Annotated in this window: 14 protein-coding genes; 12 read left to right on the top strand and 2 right to left on the bottom strand. The window is 66.4% G+C overall.

Annotated elements, in window-relative coordinates:
- Nucleotides 1-40 precede the first annotated feature (40 nt).
- From HNQ66_RS03670 to HNQ66_RS03635, 8 genes are all read left to right on the top strand, one after another.
- Nucleotides 41-658: a DUF6931 family protein gene (locus tag HNQ66_RS03670; RefSeq protein ID WP_184140986.1), complete on the top strand. Its 618-nt coding sequence runs from the start codon at nucleotides 41-43 to the stop codon at nucleotides 656-658.
- A 172-nt stretch (nucleotides 659-830) separates the two neighbouring features.
- Complete coding sequence (tssA, locus tag HNQ66_RS03665; RefSeq protein WP_184140984.1) at nucleotides 831-1,961, top strand: type VI secretion system protein TssA; 1,131 nt, start codon at nucleotides 831-833, stop codon at nucleotides 1,959-1,961.
- Between the two features lie 42 nt (nucleotides 1,962-2,003).
- The gene (gene tssB / locus HNQ66_RS03660) at nucleotides 2,004-2,507 is read left to right on the top strand and encodes a type VI secretion system contractile sheath small subunit (protein WP_184140975.1); all 504 of its coding nucleotides are present in this window, start codon (nucleotides 2,004-2,006) and stop codon (nucleotides 2,505-2,507) included.
- Between the two features lie 4 nt (nucleotides 2,508-2,511).
- Nucleotides 2,512-4,005: a type VI secretion system contractile sheath large subunit gene (gene tssC, locus HNQ66_RS03655; protein WP_184140964.1), complete on the top strand. Its 1,494-nt coding sequence runs from the start codon at nucleotides 2,512-2,514 to the stop codon at nucleotides 4,003-4,005.
- 7 nt (nucleotides 4,006-4,012) lie between these two features.
- Complete coding sequence (tssC, locus tag HNQ66_RS03650; protein WP_184140954.1) at nucleotides 4,013-5,542, top strand: type VI secretion system contractile sheath large subunit; 1,530 nt, start codon at nucleotides 4,013-4,015, stop codon at nucleotides 5,540-5,542.
- A 9-nt stretch (nucleotides 5,543-5,551) separates the two neighbouring features.
- Complete coding sequence (gene tssE / locus HNQ66_RS03645; protein ID WP_184140946.1) at nucleotides 5,552-6,031, top strand: type VI secretion system baseplate subunit TssE; 480 nt, start codon at nucleotides 5,552-5,554, stop codon at nucleotides 6,029-6,031.
- An 85-nt stretch (nucleotides 6,032-6,116) separates the two neighbouring features.
- On the top strand, nucleotides 6,117-7,283 hold the full coding sequence (locus tag HNQ66_RS03640; protein ID WP_184140944.1) for a PP2C family protein-serine/threonine phosphatase: 1,167 nt from the start codon (nucleotides 6,117-6,119) through the stop codon (nucleotides 7,281-7,283).
- A gap of 203 nt (nucleotides 7,284-7,486) precedes the next feature.
- The gene (locus HNQ66_RS03635) at nucleotides 7,487-8,290 is read left to right on the top strand and encodes a hypothetical protein (RefSeq protein WP_184140942.1); all 804 of its coding nucleotides are present in this window, start codon (nucleotides 7,487-7,489) and stop codon (nucleotides 8,288-8,290) included.
- Nucleotides 8,291-8,440: 150 nt separating this feature from the next.
- Here the strand turns inward: HNQ66_RS03635 and HNQ66_RS03630 are convergent, their stop codons facing one another.
- Nucleotides 8,441-8,602: a hypothetical protein gene (locus HNQ66_RS03630; RefSeq protein WP_184140940.1), complete on the bottom strand. Its 162-nt coding sequence runs from the start codon at nucleotides 8,600-8,602 to the stop codon at nucleotides 8,441-8,443.
- Between the two features lie 377 nt (nucleotides 8,603-8,979).
- Between HNQ66_RS03630 and HNQ66_RS03625 the strand changes: the two genes are divergently transcribed.
- Nucleotides 8,980-10,221, top strand: coding sequence for an AGE family epimerase/isomerase (locus HNQ66_RS03625; RefSeq protein WP_184140938.1), 1,242 nt, complete (start codon nucleotides 8,980-8,982; stop codon nucleotides 10,219-10,221).
- A 158-nt stretch (nucleotides 10,222-10,379) separates the two neighbouring features.
- Here HNQ66_RS03625 and HNQ66_RS03620 read toward each other — a convergent pair whose 3' ends face one another.
- Nucleotides 10,380-11,255, bottom strand: a complete 876-nt coding sequence (locus tag HNQ66_RS03620) for a hypothetical protein (RefSeq protein WP_184140936.1) — start codon at nucleotides 11,253-11,255, stop codon at nucleotides 10,380-10,382.
- A gap of 255 nt (nucleotides 11,256-11,510) precedes the next feature.
- On the opposite strand from HNQ66_RS03620, the gene HNQ66_RS03615 reads away from it, so the two are divergent.
- From HNQ66_RS03615 to HNQ66_RS03605, 3 genes are all read left to right on the top strand, one after another.
- The gene (locus HNQ66_RS03615; RefSeq protein WP_184140934.1) at nucleotides 11,511-12,560 is read left to right on the top strand and encodes a helix-turn-helix domain-containing protein; all 1,050 of its coding nucleotides are present in this window, start codon (nucleotides 11,511-11,513) and stop codon (nucleotides 12,558-12,560) included.
- 76 nt (nucleotides 12,561-12,636) lie between these two features.
- Nucleotides 12,637-14,010 (top strand): aspartate aminotransferase family protein, encoded by a 1,374-nt coding sequence (locus HNQ66_RS03610; protein WP_184140932.1) that lies wholly within the window; start codon nucleotides 12,637-12,639, stop codon nucleotides 14,008-14,010.
- A complete protein-coding gene (locus HNQ66_RS03605; protein WP_184140930.1) occupies nucleotides 14,007-15,395 on the top strand; it encodes a type I glutamate--ammonia ligase in 1,389 nt (462 codons plus the stop codon). The genes HNQ66_RS03610 and HNQ66_RS03605 overlap by 4 nt, the downstream gene beginning before the upstream one ends.
- The last annotated feature ends 6 nt before the right edge of the window (nucleotides 15,396-15,401 follow it).

Raw genomic sequence — 15,401 nt, 5'->3', positions numbered from 1 at the left:
CGCGCGAGGGCGCAACCGGAATTGCTGGAACGAAGGGCAGATGGTGAAGATCCAGACGGAAGCCTTCCGCAAGGTGACGGCCGAAACGGCGCAGGAGATCTGCGGCCGGGCGGACCTGTCTGCCGAGGCGCGGCCCTTCCTCCTGCCCGACCTGTCGCCGCAGGGCTTCCTGTCGCTGCTCGTCGATGCGGAGAACATCGGGGATTCCATCCGCTTCCTCGCCTTCGCCCTGCCGATCCGCGAGGCGGTCTGGTGGGCCTATGTGGTGGCGAAGACCAGTCTCCACGCTCCGACGGAACTGGAACTCCTGTGCCTCGAACGGGCGGCCGCCTGGGTCTACGCGCCGGACGAAGCCCGTCGCCGCTCTTGCATGGAATGCGCCGAATCGGCCAATTTCACCGGAGCGGCGGCTTATGCCGCGCTCGCCGTCTTCTGGTCGGGCGGAAGCCTGGCGCCGGAGGGCATGCCGGACGCGGAAGCCGATCCGCGCCTCGGGCCGATCGGCGTCGGGGCGTCGGTGCTGCTGTCGATCACGGCGGGCGATGCGACGACGCTGGCCGACCGTTTCGAGACGGCGGTCGTGCGGGCCGTGAACGTCGCCAACGGCGGCAACGGCTGGCTGCCCGGCGAGCGCCCGACGGGCGCGAACGGATCCTGAAGGAATCGCAAGGTTCGCTTCAAGGTCGATTAAGTATTTGGGGCTAAGCATCATTCGCCAGCCCGCATGAGTAGCGGTATCCGAGTTAGAATTCTGTTTTTACGTGCGGTGGAAGCGGCTTGCGGCCGATGCCTCCGTGACCGTCCCGCGAGGGAAGAAGGGATCTCTACCCATGGCTCTGCCGCAGGTTATCGATATCGATGCTCTGCTCCAGCCGATTTCGGAAGATGCGCCTTCCGGAAAGGATCCGCGTTCGGATAGCTCTCCCACCTCGCTCTACTACCGCACCAAGGATGCCCGCAACGCCGCCCGCTCGGCCGAGCGCGCCACCGTGGAAATCGGCGGCGCGCCGCCGGAGGAATGGGATACGGTGGCCGAGACGGCGACGGAGATTCTCGGCGCGCACGGCAAGGACCTCGAAATCGCCGCCTGGCTGATCGAGGCGCTGCTGCGCCAGGAGGGCTTTGCGGGCCTGCGCGACGGCCTGAAGGTCATGACGGGCATCGTCACCGGCTTCTGGGAAACCTGCTTCCCCGAGCTCGACGAGGACGGTGTCGAAGGCAAGGTTTCCGCGGTCGCCGGCCTCAACGGCTCGGGCGCCGTCGGCACTCTCATCCAGCCGATCCGCCTCGTGCCGATCACAAACGGCTCGCAGGGCAGCTTCTCGCTGTGGAATTACGAGCAGGCGACCGACCTCTCCAAGGTCACCGACAGCACCCGCCGGCAGGAGCGCATCGACAACGGCGCCGTGACGATGGAGCAGTTCATGGAGAGCGTGGCCGATACGCCGGCCAGCTTCTTCGCCGAAACCCAGTCGGCCATCGTCGAGGCGCTCGCCGCGCTTGCCGACATGTCCACGGCCTTCGATGCGGTCGCCGGCATGGATGCCCCGCCCGTCTCGGCGCTGCGCGAGCTTCTGGAGGAAATCTCCCGCTCCATCACCCATTTCGCCGCTGACAAGCTCGCGGTCGCGAACTATTCTGCCGATAGCGAGGAGACCGGCCCGGCGGAAGAGGGCGAAGCCGGAACGACGGCGGCGGGGGAAACCACCGTCGTCGTGCGCAGGATCGAGGGCTACCAGTCGCGTGAGGAGGCGTTGGCGGAACTGTCCCGCATCGCCGCATACTTCCGCAAGACGGAGCCCCATTCGCCCATGTCCTATACGCTCGACGACGCCGTCCGGCGAGCGCGCATGAGCCTGCCCGAACTGCTGCTGGAACTGGTCGAGGATCCGTCCCACCTGCAGCGGATCCTGCTGGCGGCCGGCATCAAGCCGCCGGAGCCGGCCGAACAGAGTTACTGATGACGAGTTGCAGAAAATCCACCGCTTGAAGAGGGGGCCGCCATGGCAGAAAGCGTTCAACAGAAACTGAAGAGAGTGCGCGCACCGCGCGTCCACATCACCTACGACGTGGAGACGGAAGGCGCACAGGTCCGCAAGGAGCTACCCTTCGTCGTCGGCGTGATCGGTGACTTTTCCGGCAAGCCCTACGAGCCGCAGAAGCCGCTGCGCGACCGCAAGTTCATCCAGGTCGACCGCGACAATTTCGACGACGTCATGCAGCGCATGACGCCCGGCGCGGAGTTCAAGGTCGAGAACACGCTGGCGGGCGACGAATCGTTGCTGCCGGTCTCGCTGAAGTTCAAGTCGATCGACGACTTCGAGCCCGGCGCGATCGTCGACCAGGTCGAGCCGCTGCGCAAGCTGCTGGCCGTGCGCAACAAGCTGCGCGACCTGATGTCCAAGGTCGACCGTTCCGAAGAGCTGGAAAGCCTGCTCGAGGAAGTGCTGCAGAACACCGACAAGCTGACGGCTCTGGCCGGCGAGCTTGGCGCAGAAAAGGAGTAAGGGAATGAGCGCCGAGACCCAAGCAGCCGGCAGCGCCGCTGTCGCCGAAGAAACCGGCTCCCTGAGCCTTCTCGACCAGGCCATCCAGGTCACCAAGACGGCCGAGCCGGACGAGATCCAGGACCTCCTGCGCACACTGACGTCGGAAGCCCTTTCGGGCACCGTCACCTTCAGCAAGAACCTGACGCAGACCTTCAACAAGGCCATCGCCGCGATCGACGAGAAGCTTTCCAAGCAGCTCACCGCGATCATGCACAACGAGGAATTCCAGAAACTGGAAGGCTCCTGGCGCGGCCTCAATTATCTCGTCAAGAACTCGGAGACCAGCTCCACGCTGAAGATCCGCGTTCTCAACATGACGAAGAAGGAACTGCACAAGGACCTGACCAAGGCCGTCGAATTCGACCAGAGCCAGATCTTCAAGAAGCTCTACGAGAACGAATTCGGCACGCCCGGCGGCGAGCCCTACGGCGCGCTGATCGGCGATTTCGAGTTCGGCAACGGCACGGAAGACCTCGAAGTGCTGCAGGGCATGTCGAACGTCGCCGCCGCCTCCTTCGCGCCCTTCATCTCGGCCGCGAGCCCGAAGATGTTCGGTCTGGAAAATTTCACGGAACTGTCCAAGCCGCGCGATCTCGAAAAGATCTTCGACAGCTCGGAATACATCAAGTGGCGCGGTTTCCGTGACAGCGAGGACAGCCGCTTCGTCACGCTCACCATGCCGCGCGTTCTCGCCCGCGTTCCCTACGGCTCGCAGGGCAAGCAGATCGAGGAGTTCAAGTTCGAGGAAGCGCCGATCGACGCCAACGGCGTCGTCTCGAAGATGAAGTCGGACGAGTTCTCCTGGATGAACGCGTCCTATGCGCTTGGCGAGCGCCTGACCTCGGCCTTCGCCAAGTACGGCTGGTGCGTCGCCATCCGCGGCGCCGAAGGCGGCGGCAAGGTGGAGAACCTGCCGACCTTCACCTTCACCAGCGACGACGGCGATGCCGACCAGCAGTGCCCGACGGAAATCGGCATTACCGACCGCCGCGAAGCCGAACTCTCCAAGCTCGGCTTCCTGCCGCTCTGCCACTACAAGAGCACGGACTATGCGGTGTTCTTCGGCGCCCAGACGACGCAGCGTCCCAAGAAGTACGACAAGCCGGATGCGACGGCCAACGCGGCGATCTCCGCCCGCCTGCCCTACATCATGGCGACCTCGCGCTTCTCGCACTACCTCAAGGTCATGGGCCGCGACAAGATCGGCTCCTTCCTCGAGGTCAGCGATTGCGAGACCTGGCTCAACAACTGGATCCGCAACTTCGTCAACGGCAATCCGGATGCGAGCGCCGAGATGAAAGCGCAGTATCCGCTGGCCGAAGCCCAGGTCACGGTGAAGGAGATCCCGGGTTCGCCGGGCGCCTACAATGCCGTCGCCTACCTGCGCCCGTGGCTGCAGATGGAAGAGCTGACCGCTTCCATGCGCCTCGTCGCACGCATTCCGCAGATGGGCTGACGCCCGGATGAACGAAGACGCCGCCATCGCCGTGGACGCCGCTTCCGGCGGCGATGGTGCAAGACAAAGCGAAGCCGGGCTCCGGCTTCGCATCGTCGCCGCCGCGCTCGGCCGCGGCACGGACGAGGAGGCTGCCGCGCTCGACCACTTCCTTGCAAGCGACGACCCGGAAGAGTGCCTTCGCCTCTGGTTCGGCCCGCGCGCCACGCGCCGTGCGGTGCTGACGCGCGACATCGCAGCCATCGACGTCCTTCTCGGCGACCAGATCGACGCCATCATCCACCGGCCGGAATTCAAGCGCCTCGAAGCCTCCTGGCGCGGCGTCGACCTCCTGCTCTCCGAGACCGGCAATGACGACAAGGTCCGCGTCAAGCTCTTCAACGCCACCTGGACGGAATTGTCGCGCGACTTCGACCGCGCCATCGAATTCGACCAGAGCACGCTTTTCGCCAAGGTGTATAACGAGGAATACGGCATGCCCGGTGGCGTGCCCTACGGTCTTCTCCTCTGCGACCATGCCGTGCGGCACCGCCCGGCGCCGGGCAGCGGCGCGCAGGACGACGTCGGCACGCTGACGGGCCTGGCGCAGGTCGCGGCCGCCGCGTTCTCGCCCTGCATCCTCGGTGCGGCGCCGGAGCTCTTCGGCGTCACCACCTTCGCGGACCTTTCCTATGCGCAGCGGCTGGATTCCGGTTTCCAGCTCGGCGAATACCATCGCTGGCGGCAGTTGCGCGATCTCGAGGACAGCCGCTTCCTCGGCATCGCCATGCCGCGCGTCCTCCTGCGCGACCGCTACCGCGACAGCGCCGCGCGGCTCGACGGTTTCCGCTACAGCGAGGGCGGCACGGGCGTCGATTCCTGGCTCTGGGGCAATGCCGCCTTCGCCTTCGGCGTCATCGCCATCCGCGCCTTCCGCGAGCGCGGCTGGTTCGCCGACATGTGCGGCACGCGCGGCGTCCAGCGCGATTCCGGCGGCGTGGTCTCCCAGCTTCCCGTGGCGAATTTCTCCACCGGCGAGGCCGTCGCCTATCGCCGTCCGCTCGAAGTGGAGCTGACCGACAAGAAGCAGAAGATCCTCGAAGCGCTCGGCTTCATCGCATTGACCCCGTGCAATTTCGATCGCTCCGTCGTCTTTCTCGGCGCCCAGTCGCTCTATGCGGCACCCGCCGACAACGACCTGCCCGCGCAGGTCAACGGACGGCTCTCGGCCATGCTGCACTATGTCATGTGCATGAGCCGCTTCGCTCATTACGTGAAGATCATGGCCCGCGACCGGGTCGGCGCCTATACGGCGCCGCACGAGCTGGAACGCTATCTCGAAGACTGGCTGCGCGGCTACACGATCGGCAACACCGATGCCGGCGACGAGTTGAAGGCCCGCTATCCGCTTGCCGGCGCGCGCATCGAGATGAACGAGGTCAGCGGCCGCCACGGCGTCATGAACTGCGTGCTCCATCTCCAGCCGCATTTCCAGTTCGACCAGGTCGTCTCGGGCTTTCGCATGCGCACGGAAGTGCAGACGTTGCGGACGCGGTAGGGAAGAGCCATGGCCCGCACCCCCAACAAGGTCCCGCCCCGCCTGCCGCTTTTCGACCGGCTGCTGCAGGGCGACAGCATCGAGACGGATCGCAGCGTCGACCGCGCCATGCAGGAATTGCACGAATCCGTGCGCCGCGACCTCGAAATCCTCTTCAACACCCGCCCCGGCCGCCTGCCCGGCGATACCCGGCTGGCGGAGCTTCAGCAGTCGATCCTCTCCTACGGCCTGCAGGAGGTGCAGAGCCAGCACCTCGCCTCCCCAACGCAGCAGGAGCAGTTCCGCAAGCACCTCGAAGAAGTCATCCGCCGCTTCGAGCCGCGCTTCCGCGAGCTCTCCGTCGCGCTGATCGTTCCGGAGAACCAGGTCGAGCGCGTGCTGCGCTTCCAGATCAACGCGCTGCTCGAAACGGAGTCCTCCAGCGAGGCGGTGGTCTTCAACACCGCGATCGATCCCGTCACCGGCATGCTGTCGATCAACGGACGCTAGACGCTCCGGCGTCTTGCAACAAAGCGCGTTTGGCGTAACGTGCGGGGCGGAGCACCGCTTCCGCATAGCAATCACGAGGCCCTCCTTGGATTTCTCACAGGCGAAAATCCTCATCGTCGACGATGTCGAGGACAACCGCGATGTGCTTGCGCGCCGCCTGCGGCGGCAGGGGCTCGTCCACGTCCAGGAGGCAAGCGACGGCCTCGAAGCACTCGACAAGGTCCGCGCCGAGCCCTTCGACCTCATCCTGCTCGACGTGATGATGCCGCGCATGAACGGCATCGATGCGTTGCAGGCCCTGAAGGAGGAAGGCTGGCTGCGGACCTCCTCGGTCGTGATGATTTCCGCCGCATCGGAAATCGAGACCGTGGTGCGCTGCATCGAGCTCGGCGCCGAAGACTACCTGCCCAAGCCGTTCAACCCGGCGCTGCTGGCCGCCCGTGTCGGTGCGGTGCTGGAGCGAAAGCTCCTGCGCGACATGAACCGGCGCCAGCTCGAACGGCTCGAGCAGGAGCTCGCCGAAGCCTGGCTCTGCCAGCAATCCATGCTGCCGAGCGACTTTCCGGTCGATCCCGGACAGCTCGACATCTTCGCCAGCGTCGATCCGGCGCTCGAGGTGGGCGGCGATCTCTACGACGTCTTCGAGGTGGCACCCGGCCTCATCGCCCTGGCGATCGGCGACGTCGCCGGCAAGGGTGCCTCGGCCGCGCTGTTCATGGCCCGCACGCGCAGCCTCCTGCGCGCCGGCACGCTGCAGTTCCACGCCGTTTCCGGCCGCGTGCCGCGCCCCTCCGAGATCGTCGCCCTCGTCAATGACGAGCTCAACAAGAACAACCCGCAATCCCGCTTCGTCACGCTCTTCCTCGCCTTCTACGAGCTTTCGACCGGCCGCCTGTCCTATTGCAATGCCGGCCACGTCTATCCGATCCTCAGCAACGCGGCCTCCGTCGCGGAACTGGCGACACAGCCCGATCCGGCGCTCGGCGTCATCGAGGGACTGGATTTCCGCGACCACGAGCTTGTCCTTGCCGTCGGGGACTGCCTTTTCCTGACGTCCGACGGCCTTTCCGACATGCAGGACGCCGATCAGGCCCAGTTCGGCACGGAGAACATCCTTGCAGAAATCGCCGCAAACCGCGGCCTTCCGGCCGGTGAGCTCGCCCGCGCCGTGCTTGCCAAGGCGCAGGACTTTGCCAACGGCGCGGCGCAATTCGACGACATCACGGTGCTGGTGGTCCGGCGGTTGCTCTAGCTGCGAAAAATGCAGCCGTAACGCGACTTGCCTCTGTCAATTCCACGGACTTTGAAGTAGCCTCCATGCGGGCCTTGGGCCGTTGCAGGGGAATCACGCGACGCTGCGCAAATCCAGCGAAAACAACGAGGTAAAGCGGCCGCCGGTCGGCATGACCGGAGCGTTGCCGCTTGGGGCTTCTCGCAAACAGGGGGGAGAAGATCGTGCCGAGCAGTTTCAATTTTGGCGCTCTGGACAAGGATGACGCCGAGGACGTGTGCTGGTGTGTCGTCGAATCCATCGCGGACATGGACGATACCGCCGCCAGCATCGTTGCCGTCGTGCATTTTCTGCGCGAGGCCTATGGCGCGACGGACGCCGACGAGAAGATCATTCCGAATCCCGCCTTCCTGGCCAACGGCCATGACGGCATGTCGCCGAGAACGCGCAAATACTTCACCGGCCGCACCTTCAAGGGCCTCGGCGGCAGCGCCGTCAGCCTCGCGGGCGGCCTTGCTTCGGGCGTGACGGCGGTCGACGTCGGCAGCATCCTGAAGGAAGGCAGCGCCGTCGGCACCACCGCGGCTCACCTCGTCGGCATCAAGGCGGCCGGCAAGGGCTTCAAGAAGAGCGAGACGGTCACACGCTGGGTCGACGCGATGCTGAAGGCGAAGGTCGCCAAGATCGGCGTGCGCGGCGTGGGCCTTGCAGGCGCCGCCATCCCGATCCCCGCTGTCGGCCTTGCCACCAGCGTCGCCACGACGGTGGCCAAGCTCGGCATCAAGGTGACGCTGAGCAAGCTCGTCGCCCGCACGGCGATGGAAGTCCACTGGCGCGCCTACCAGGAAACGGTGATCTCCAGCGTGCTGAGCAGCCGCGCCGGCCCGGTCGGCCCCGCCTCGGCGATGTTCTACGAGATATTCACCAAGCGCAGCTTCACCCGCATCTTCGGCAAGCACGACACTGCTGCCCTGATCCGGGAGCCGGGCGGCTGGATGGCGCTGAACGACAAGTTGATGCTGATGTAACCTGCGGCCTGCCCGTCATAGGATCGCCTCGCGAGGTCTATATGGTGGGCAGGCGTTCAGACTGGCCGGCGAAACGCCCCGGCTCCGGGGGCTTCGTGGCCGAAAAGCCTGCGAAGCACGCGATTTCCTTGCTGTTTACGGTTTGATGCGTCAGCCGATGAAGCCGAGGACGACGGCGCTGACGAAGAGGAAGGCGCCGACGACGGCGATGTTGTTGACGAGAACCTGCCGTTCGGCGCGGCGGATCCTGCGGTTGCCGGCAGGACCGAGGCAACCGTGGCTGGAGTGGCCGCCGAGTTTCGCATTGCTCATGCCATCATCCCTTGCTGGCAGGCCGGTCTCCGGCTCTGCGGGCGGAGTGTCATTCCGCCGTTCTTTCGATCATTTATACATTTTCCCTATAAGATTGGTAGGATATTTTTTCTCATTTTCGCCACAATGATGAATTGGCCTTTCACACTTCCCGCCATGAAGGCCCCCGCCGCACGCGGATGCCGCCGCGCAGGGTGCGGCGGGTTGCGGGGCCGATCGTTCTGGGCCATAAATCCCCTCCCCGCCCGTCCGAGGCCAGCCGTCATTGCGAGCGTTGCGGGCCGTGCGCATCCCCGCGCCACGGCATCGTTTCCCACGCTCCGGCCGGTCCCCATCGGGCAGGCAATGCGGACCGCTTACAAAAGGAGACCCCCAACATGGGCGCAACGGGACATCTCGGCACGGCCTGGCGCAAGCGCGACTATCACCGCCAATGGCTCTGGCGGGAGGCAAACCGCCTCTTCGATTTCTTCCAGAACCGGACCTTCAATCCGCTCGGCGGCTTCCATGAACTGGACGCCGAAGGCCGGCCGATCAATCCGGGCAATCCGGTGCGCGGGATTCATTCCACGGCGCGCATGGTGCATTGCTTTTCCATCGGCAGCCTGCTCGGCCGCCCCGGCTCCGACGACATCGTCGACCACGGCATGAAATATCTCTGGGAGAAGCACCGCGACCATGAGCGCGGCGGCTACCACTGGTCGCTCGACAATGCTGGCCTGCTCGACGCCAGCAAGCAGGGCTACGGCCACGCCTTCGTGCTGCTCGCCGCCTCCAGCGCCAAGGTCGCGGGCCATCCGGACGCCGACCGCATGATCGCCGACGTCACCGACGTGCTGGAAACCCGTTTCTGGGACGACAGGCACGGTGCCATCGCCGAGGAATTCGAAGCCGACTGGACGCCCGTTCCGGGCTACCGCGGGCAGAACTCCAACATGCACCTCACCGAGGCGCTGATGGCCGCCTACGAGGCGACCGGCGAGAAGGGCTATCTCGACAAGGCCGTCAGCATCGCCGATCTCATCATCCGCCGTCGCGCCGGCGAAAACGGCTTCCGCGTGCCGGAGCATTTCGATGAGAACTGGGTGCTCGACAAGGGCTACCAGGGCAACGAAATGTTCCGCCCGTCCGGCACCACGCCCGGCCACTGGCTGGAATGGGCCCGCCTCATCCTTCAGCTCCACGCGCTCGGCGGCGGCAGGCACGCATGGATGCCGGAGGCGGCGAAGGCGCTCTTCGCACAGTCGATCGCACTTGGCTGGGACAAGGAGAAGGGCGGCTTCTTCTATACGCTCGACTGGAACGACGAACCGGCCAAGCGCAACAAGCTCTGGTGGCCCATGGCCGAAGGCGCGGGCGCTGCCGCATTCCTGTGCGAACACCTGCCGGACGATTTCCATGAGACGTGGTATCGCAGGATCTGGGACGGCATCGCCCGCCATTTCCTCGATCAGGATCGCGGCGGCTGGCATGAAGAGCTGACGGAAGACCTTGTCCCGAGCTACACCCTGTTCGCCGGCAAGGGCGACCTTTACCATGCGCTTCAGGCCTGCCTGATCCCGCTCTATCCGGCGACGGGAAGCCTGACCAAGGGCATCGTCGAGTCCGGCGTCCGCTGATGCCCGGCCGGGCGGCACGGCGCGGATGATCGACATACCGGACCAGATCCCGACCTTCCGGATCGCCGCCGCCTCGGCGGCGTTCCTCCTCAAGCATTTCCCGGCGGACTTCCTGTTCCAGACGGACCGGCTGGCGGCAGGCAAGGATCGGCCGCCGGCTAGGCGGCAAGCGCCTCGCGCAGCAGGAGGTCCATGAAGGCGAACTGGTCGGCAAACCAGCGGTCCGCCGCCTGCCACATCGCCGGCGCCAGCCTTATGTCATGGCCGCCGCGCGTTTCCATCGTCAGCAGGCCCGCGCTCCTCGCGGCCTCCAGGAGGCGGCGGACATGGGTGCGCGACACGCCTGTCTGCATGGCGAGCCACTGGTATCCCGTCGCGATCCCACCATCACCGTTCTGCCGGGCGCCGCGCAGGAGGAGCAGCAGGATCATGTAGCCGCAGTCATGGGCAAAGAAGGGCGCAAGCGGCAGATGGCGGCGGATCAGCCGGCTGAGGGCGGGAAGACGCGGCAGCGTCGCGCGCCGCAGCGCCCTGTGCAGCGCCGCATCCGGCGCGCCCGGCTGCCCGGCGGGCGGCGACAGGCCGAAAAGCGCAAGCCCGTTCAAAAGCACGCCCAGGACACCGGCATCGCGTGCAAGCAGCGCCTCGTTGGGCACGAGGAGACGGACGCGGCGATCCGAGGCGTGGGGTTGCTGCGTGAGGAAACCGTATCTGCGAAGACAGGAGACCTGCGCCTCCACCCGGTTGCGGCTTGCAACCCCCAGCTCCGTCACCTCGCGCTGCAGGCGGCCCAGCGTCAGCCAGGTCGCGGGCTTTGCCATGTCCTGCGCGGCATGGAGCGACAGGGCTGCGAGATGACACAGCAGGCGGCCCTCTTCCAGGATCAGCCGGTTGAACAGGTGGCTGCCTTCATAGAGCGACAGCTTTCCTTCGATCACCTCGTCCCGCGCGGCCGCAAATTGCGGCGCGCGAAGAAATTCGTCCGGCGACACCCGGAACCCCACCGAACCGCCGTCGAATGCAACCTGATCCATGCCTGCCATGCCCCTATCCGGCGCCTTTCCGCCGCGCCGCGGATCCGAATGGACCCATTATTTTCCATGGGGTTGCAGCCGGCTTCGCCTGTCAATCGCAAGGCGCGCCCGATGCCTCAATATGAGACGAGGCGTCAAAAGAATGATACAGAGTGCAAAGACATACCTGCCCGGCAGCCGGGCAGATGCCCGGGAACTTCTGGCCTTTTCACCCCTTGAATCGGTCATGTGTCTCTTTCGAACATCGCGAGCGCCATGAGCACCGAAGACAAGTTGCCCTCGAACGCCATCGTCGTGGAAGCCGGCCCCGAATGCAGGCGCCGGAGCCAGCTTTTTGCCGAAACGCTCGACCCGATCTTCCGCGCGACGGTGCAGACGCCGGAGCGGCTCGCCGACTTCCGCACCCGCCTTTCCTCCTATTTCATGGGTCCCGCGCTGTTCTTCGCCGCCGACATGGTGGGCACGACCTATACGTTCTCGCGGGATCCCGGCCGCATCGCGCGCAGCGGGCTCGACCTCATCTTCGTGCAGGTGACGCTTGAAGGCAGCGACCTGCGCACCATCGGCAACGAGACGGTGCTGGTGGAGGCGGGCGACGTCTCCTTCTTCGATCTCTCGCGCCCGCTCCATGCGGAAACGCCGCATTGCCGCAACCTCACGCTCGTCCTGCCCCGCCACCTGCTTTTCAGCAGGGAGGCGCAGAACGATGCCCTGCATGGCCTTGTGCTCAAGCGCTCCACCAGTCCGGCCCGGCTGATCGGCAACCATCTGCGCACCCTTTTCGAGGACCTTGCGGATATCAGCCAGGCCGAAGCCCCGGCGATCGTCACCGCCACGGCCAATCTCGTCGCCACGCTCATCGCGCCGCAGGTCGCCGCGCGCAGCCAGCCCTCGCCGACCGTGCGCGGCGCGGCCATCATGGAAATCCGGCGCTATATCGAGCAGAACATCGCCCGGCCCGATCTCGACCCCGATCATCTCTGCAAGGTCTTCGGCCTCTCCCGCGCCTCGCTCTACCGGCTTTTCGAGCCGTTCGGCGGCGTCACCGACCACATCCGCACGCGCCGTCTGCGCGCGGCCTTCGACATGCTCGTCGACGATGGCAAGCGGACGGTGGGCGAGGTCGCCTATGCCTGCGGCTTTGCCGATATCTCCGCCTTCTCGCGCGCCTTCCGCCAGCAATTCGCCATGAGCCCGAGCGAGGTGCGCGGCCTGGACGCCAGGAAGCCCCTCGCCCGCGGTTCGGCGGAACGGCGGGCCGCCGCCACGGTGCACGACTGGCTGCGCATCGTCGGCTCGCTGTAGGCCATCTTGCCGTTTGACACTTGAAATCACATCAACCAATATGTGATCACATTTTGGGGAGCAGCTGGAGAACGGGATGGAGAGGGAGAAGCTGGAGGCGCGCGCCCGCGCGCTGATCGAGGCGGAGGCGGAGGTTTTCCGCGCAAAACGGCCGCGCTCGGCAGCCGCACATGACGAGGCGACCTCCGGCTTCTTCGACGGCGTGCCGCAGCACTGGATGCTCGACTGGCCAACGCCCTTTCCCCTCGTCGTCGATCAGGCAAGCGGGGCCGAGCTCGTCGATCTCGACGGCAACCGCATCGTCGACGTCTGCCTCGGCGATACGGGTGCGATGTTCGGCCATGGCCCCGCGCCGGTCCTTGAAGCGCTGAGGAATGCCGGCACGCGCGGCCTCACCACCATGCTGCCATCCTCGGACGCCGCCGTCGTCGGCCGCCTGCTGGTCGAACGCTTCGGCCTGCCGCGCTGGCAGCTCGGCGCGACGGCGAGCGATGCCAACCGTTTCGCCATCCGCGTCGCGCGCGCCGTCACCGGCCGGGCGAAGCTGCTGGTCTTCGACGGTTGCTACCACGGCGCGGTGGACGACACGCTGGTCGATCTTGTCGACGGCAGGACCGTCTCGCGCCGCAACCTGCTCGGCCAGGTCCGCGACCTCGGCGAACTCACCGTTTCCATTCCCTTCAACGACGAAACGGCGCTGGAAAAGGCGCTTGCCGGCCACGACATCGCCTGCGTGCTCGCCGAGCCGGTGATGACCAATTGCGGCATGATCCCGCCCGCGCCCGGCTTCCACGACGCGCTGCGCCGGCTGACGCGGGCCGCCGGCACGCTGCTCCTCATCGACGAGACGCATACGATCTCCACGGGCCTCGGCGGTTATACGGCGGTGCATGGGCTCGAACCCGACCTCATGGTCATGGGCAAGCCGATCGGCGGCGGCGTTCCGGTCAGCGTCTGGGGCATGACGCAGGCGATCTCCGACCGGCTGCACGTCATCCGCCGCGAGCAGAGCGGCCACGGCCATTCCGGCATCGGCACGACGCTTTCCGGCAGCGCGCTGCAACTTGCCTGCCTGCGCGCCTGCCTCGAACAGGTGATGACCGAGGAGGCCTACGGCAGGATGCAGGCCAATGCCGACCGCATCGAGGCTGGCTTCACCGCCGCCATCGCCGCCGCCGGGCTCGACTGGACCGTCTCGCGCGTCGGCGCGCGGCTGGAGGTCGTCTTCTCGCCCGTGCCGGTCAGGAATGCCGCGGAGGCCCGCGCGGCCGCGTCCGACACGATCGAGGCGGCGCTGCATCTTTCCATGCTCAATCTCGGCTACCTGCTGACGCCGTTCCACAACATGGTGCTCGTCAGCCCCGCCCTTTCTGAGAGCCAGGCCGACGGGCTCGTCGCGGCCTTCGCGACCGTCCTCGGCCGCCTTTCCGAGCGGAGGGCCGCCGCGTGAGCCGCGACCTTGCCGCCCGTCCGCCCGAAGCCGCCGACATCGCCGAGGCGGAGGCCTTTCTTGCCGCCCATCCGGAGATCAGCGCCTTCGATCTCGTGCTGATCGACCTCAACGGCATCGCCCGCGGCAAGATCGTCCGGCGGCACGAATTGCTGGCTATCTTCCGCTCCGGGCGGCATCTTCCCGGCTCCATCCTCGGCCTCGACGTCACCGGCGAGGACGTGGAGGAGACCGGCCTCGTCTGGTCGGACGGCGATGCGGACCGGCGGGCATGGCCCATACCCGGTTCGCTCGTGCCCTTGCCGTGGACGTCGCCGCCGCGCGGCGAGGTGCGGCTTGCCCTTTTCGAGCTCGACGGCACGCCGATGGCGGCCGATCCGCGCCATGCGCTTGCCCGGCAGGTGAACCGCCTTGAGAGCGACGGCTTCCACCCGATCCTCGCCTACGAGCTGGAATTCTACCTTCTCGACCGCGAGCGCACCGCGGACGGCAATTTCCAGCCGCTGCGCCTGCCGCTCTCCGGCGAACGGCCGGAGGGCATCCAGGTCTACGGCATCAGCGAACTCGACCGGCTGGAGCCTTTCATCGACGCCGTCTATCGCGGCGCGGAGGCGCAGGGCCTGCCCGTCGAGACGATGATATCGGAATATGCGCAGGGCCAGTTCGAGCTGACCTTGCACCACGGCGATGCGCTGCGGGCCGCCGACGACCTCGCCATGCTGAAGCGCCTCCTGCGCGCCCTCGCCCTGCGCCACGGCATGATGGCCTCGTTCATGGCGAAGCCTTTCGCCGGACGCGCTGGCTCCGGCATGCATGTCCATGCCAGCCTTGCCGACGCAGCCGGCAACAACCTCTTCGCCGACCGGGATGAAACGCTTGCCCCGCTGCTGAAACACGCCGTTGCCGGGCTTCTCGAGACGATGCACGAATCCATGCTCGTCTTCGCCCCGCATCTCAATTCCTGGCGGCGTTTCTCGGCCCAGAGCTATGCCCCGACCACGCCGACCTGGGGCACCAACAACCGCAGTGTCGCCGTGCGCATTCCGGCAGGCGCGCCCGCCGGCCGCCATCTCGAACAGCGCGCCGCCGGCATCGATTCCAACCCCTACCTCGTCGGCGCGACGGTCCTTGCCGGCATGCGCAAGGGCATCCTCGCAAAGGCCGATCCCGGCCCCGAGACGACCGCCTATGCCGAAACCGCAAGCGACGACCTGCCGCCCGACTGGCGCAGCACCATCGAGACGGCGACCCGCTCCGCGTTCCTGAAGGACGCCCTCGGCGAGCGCCTGCACCACGTCTTCCTCGCCCTCAAGCGCGCCGAATACCGCCGCTTCGCCAGCGAAGTGACCGCCCTCGAACGCACGCTTTACGGCGAGATCGTGTAAACGGCC

This window comes from Shinella fusca (assembly GCF_014203155.1).
In the GTDB taxonomy this organism is placed as follows: Bacteria; Pseudomonadota; Alphaproteobacteria; order Rhizobiales; family Rhizobiaceae; genus Shinella; species Shinella fusca.
The sequence above is the reverse complement of the archived record's forward strand: the minus strand, read 5'-3'. Positions and strand labels throughout refer to the sequence as shown.

What these genes read in the sequence shown, in the direction of transcription:
- HNQ66_RS03670 (WP_184140986.1), top strand. Translation starts at nt 41, where the DNA reads ATGGTGAAGATCCAGACGGAAGCCTTCCGCAAGGTGACGGCCGAAACG.
- tssA (WP_184140984.1), top strand. Translation starts at nt 831, where the DNA reads ATGGCTCTGCCGCAGGTTATCGATATCGATGCTCTGCTCCAGCCGATT.
- tssB (WP_184140975.1), top strand. Translation starts at nt 2,004, where the DNA reads ATGGCAGAAAGCGTTCAACAGAAACTGAAGAGAGTGCGCGCACCGCGC.
- tssC (WP_184140964.1), top strand. Translation starts at nt 2,512, where the DNA reads ATGAGCGCCGAGACCCAAGCAGCCGGCAGCGCCGCTGTCGCCGAAGAA.
- tssC (WP_184140954.1), top strand. Translation starts at nt 4,013, where the DNA reads ATGAACGAAGACGCCGCCATCGCCGTGGACGCCGCTTCCGGCGGCGAT.
- tssE (WP_184140946.1), top strand. Translation starts at nt 5,552, where the DNA reads ATGGCCCGCACCCCCAACAAGGTCCCGCCCCGCCTGCCGCTTTTCGAC.
- HNQ66_RS03630 (WP_184140940.1), bottom strand. Translation starts at nt 8,602, where the DNA reads ATGAGCAATGCGAAACTCGGCGGCCACTCCAGCCACGGTTGCCTCGGT.
- HNQ66_RS03625 (WP_184140938.1), top strand. Translation starts at nt 8,980, where the DNA reads ATGGGCGCAACGGGACATCTCGGCACGGCCTGGCGCAAGCGCGACTAT.
- HNQ66_RS03620 (WP_184140936.1), bottom strand. Translation starts at nt 11,255, where the DNA reads ATGGATCAGGTTGCATTCGACGGCGGTTCGGTGGGGTTCCGGGTGTCG.
- HNQ66_RS03615 (WP_184140934.1), top strand. Translation starts at nt 11,511, where the DNA reads ATGAGCACCGAAGACAAGTTGCCCTCGAACGCCATCGTCGTGGAAGCC.
- HNQ66_RS03610 (WP_184140932.1), top strand. Translation starts at nt 12,637, where the DNA reads ATGGAGAGGGAGAAGCTGGAGGCGCGCGCCCGCGCGCTGATCGAGGCG.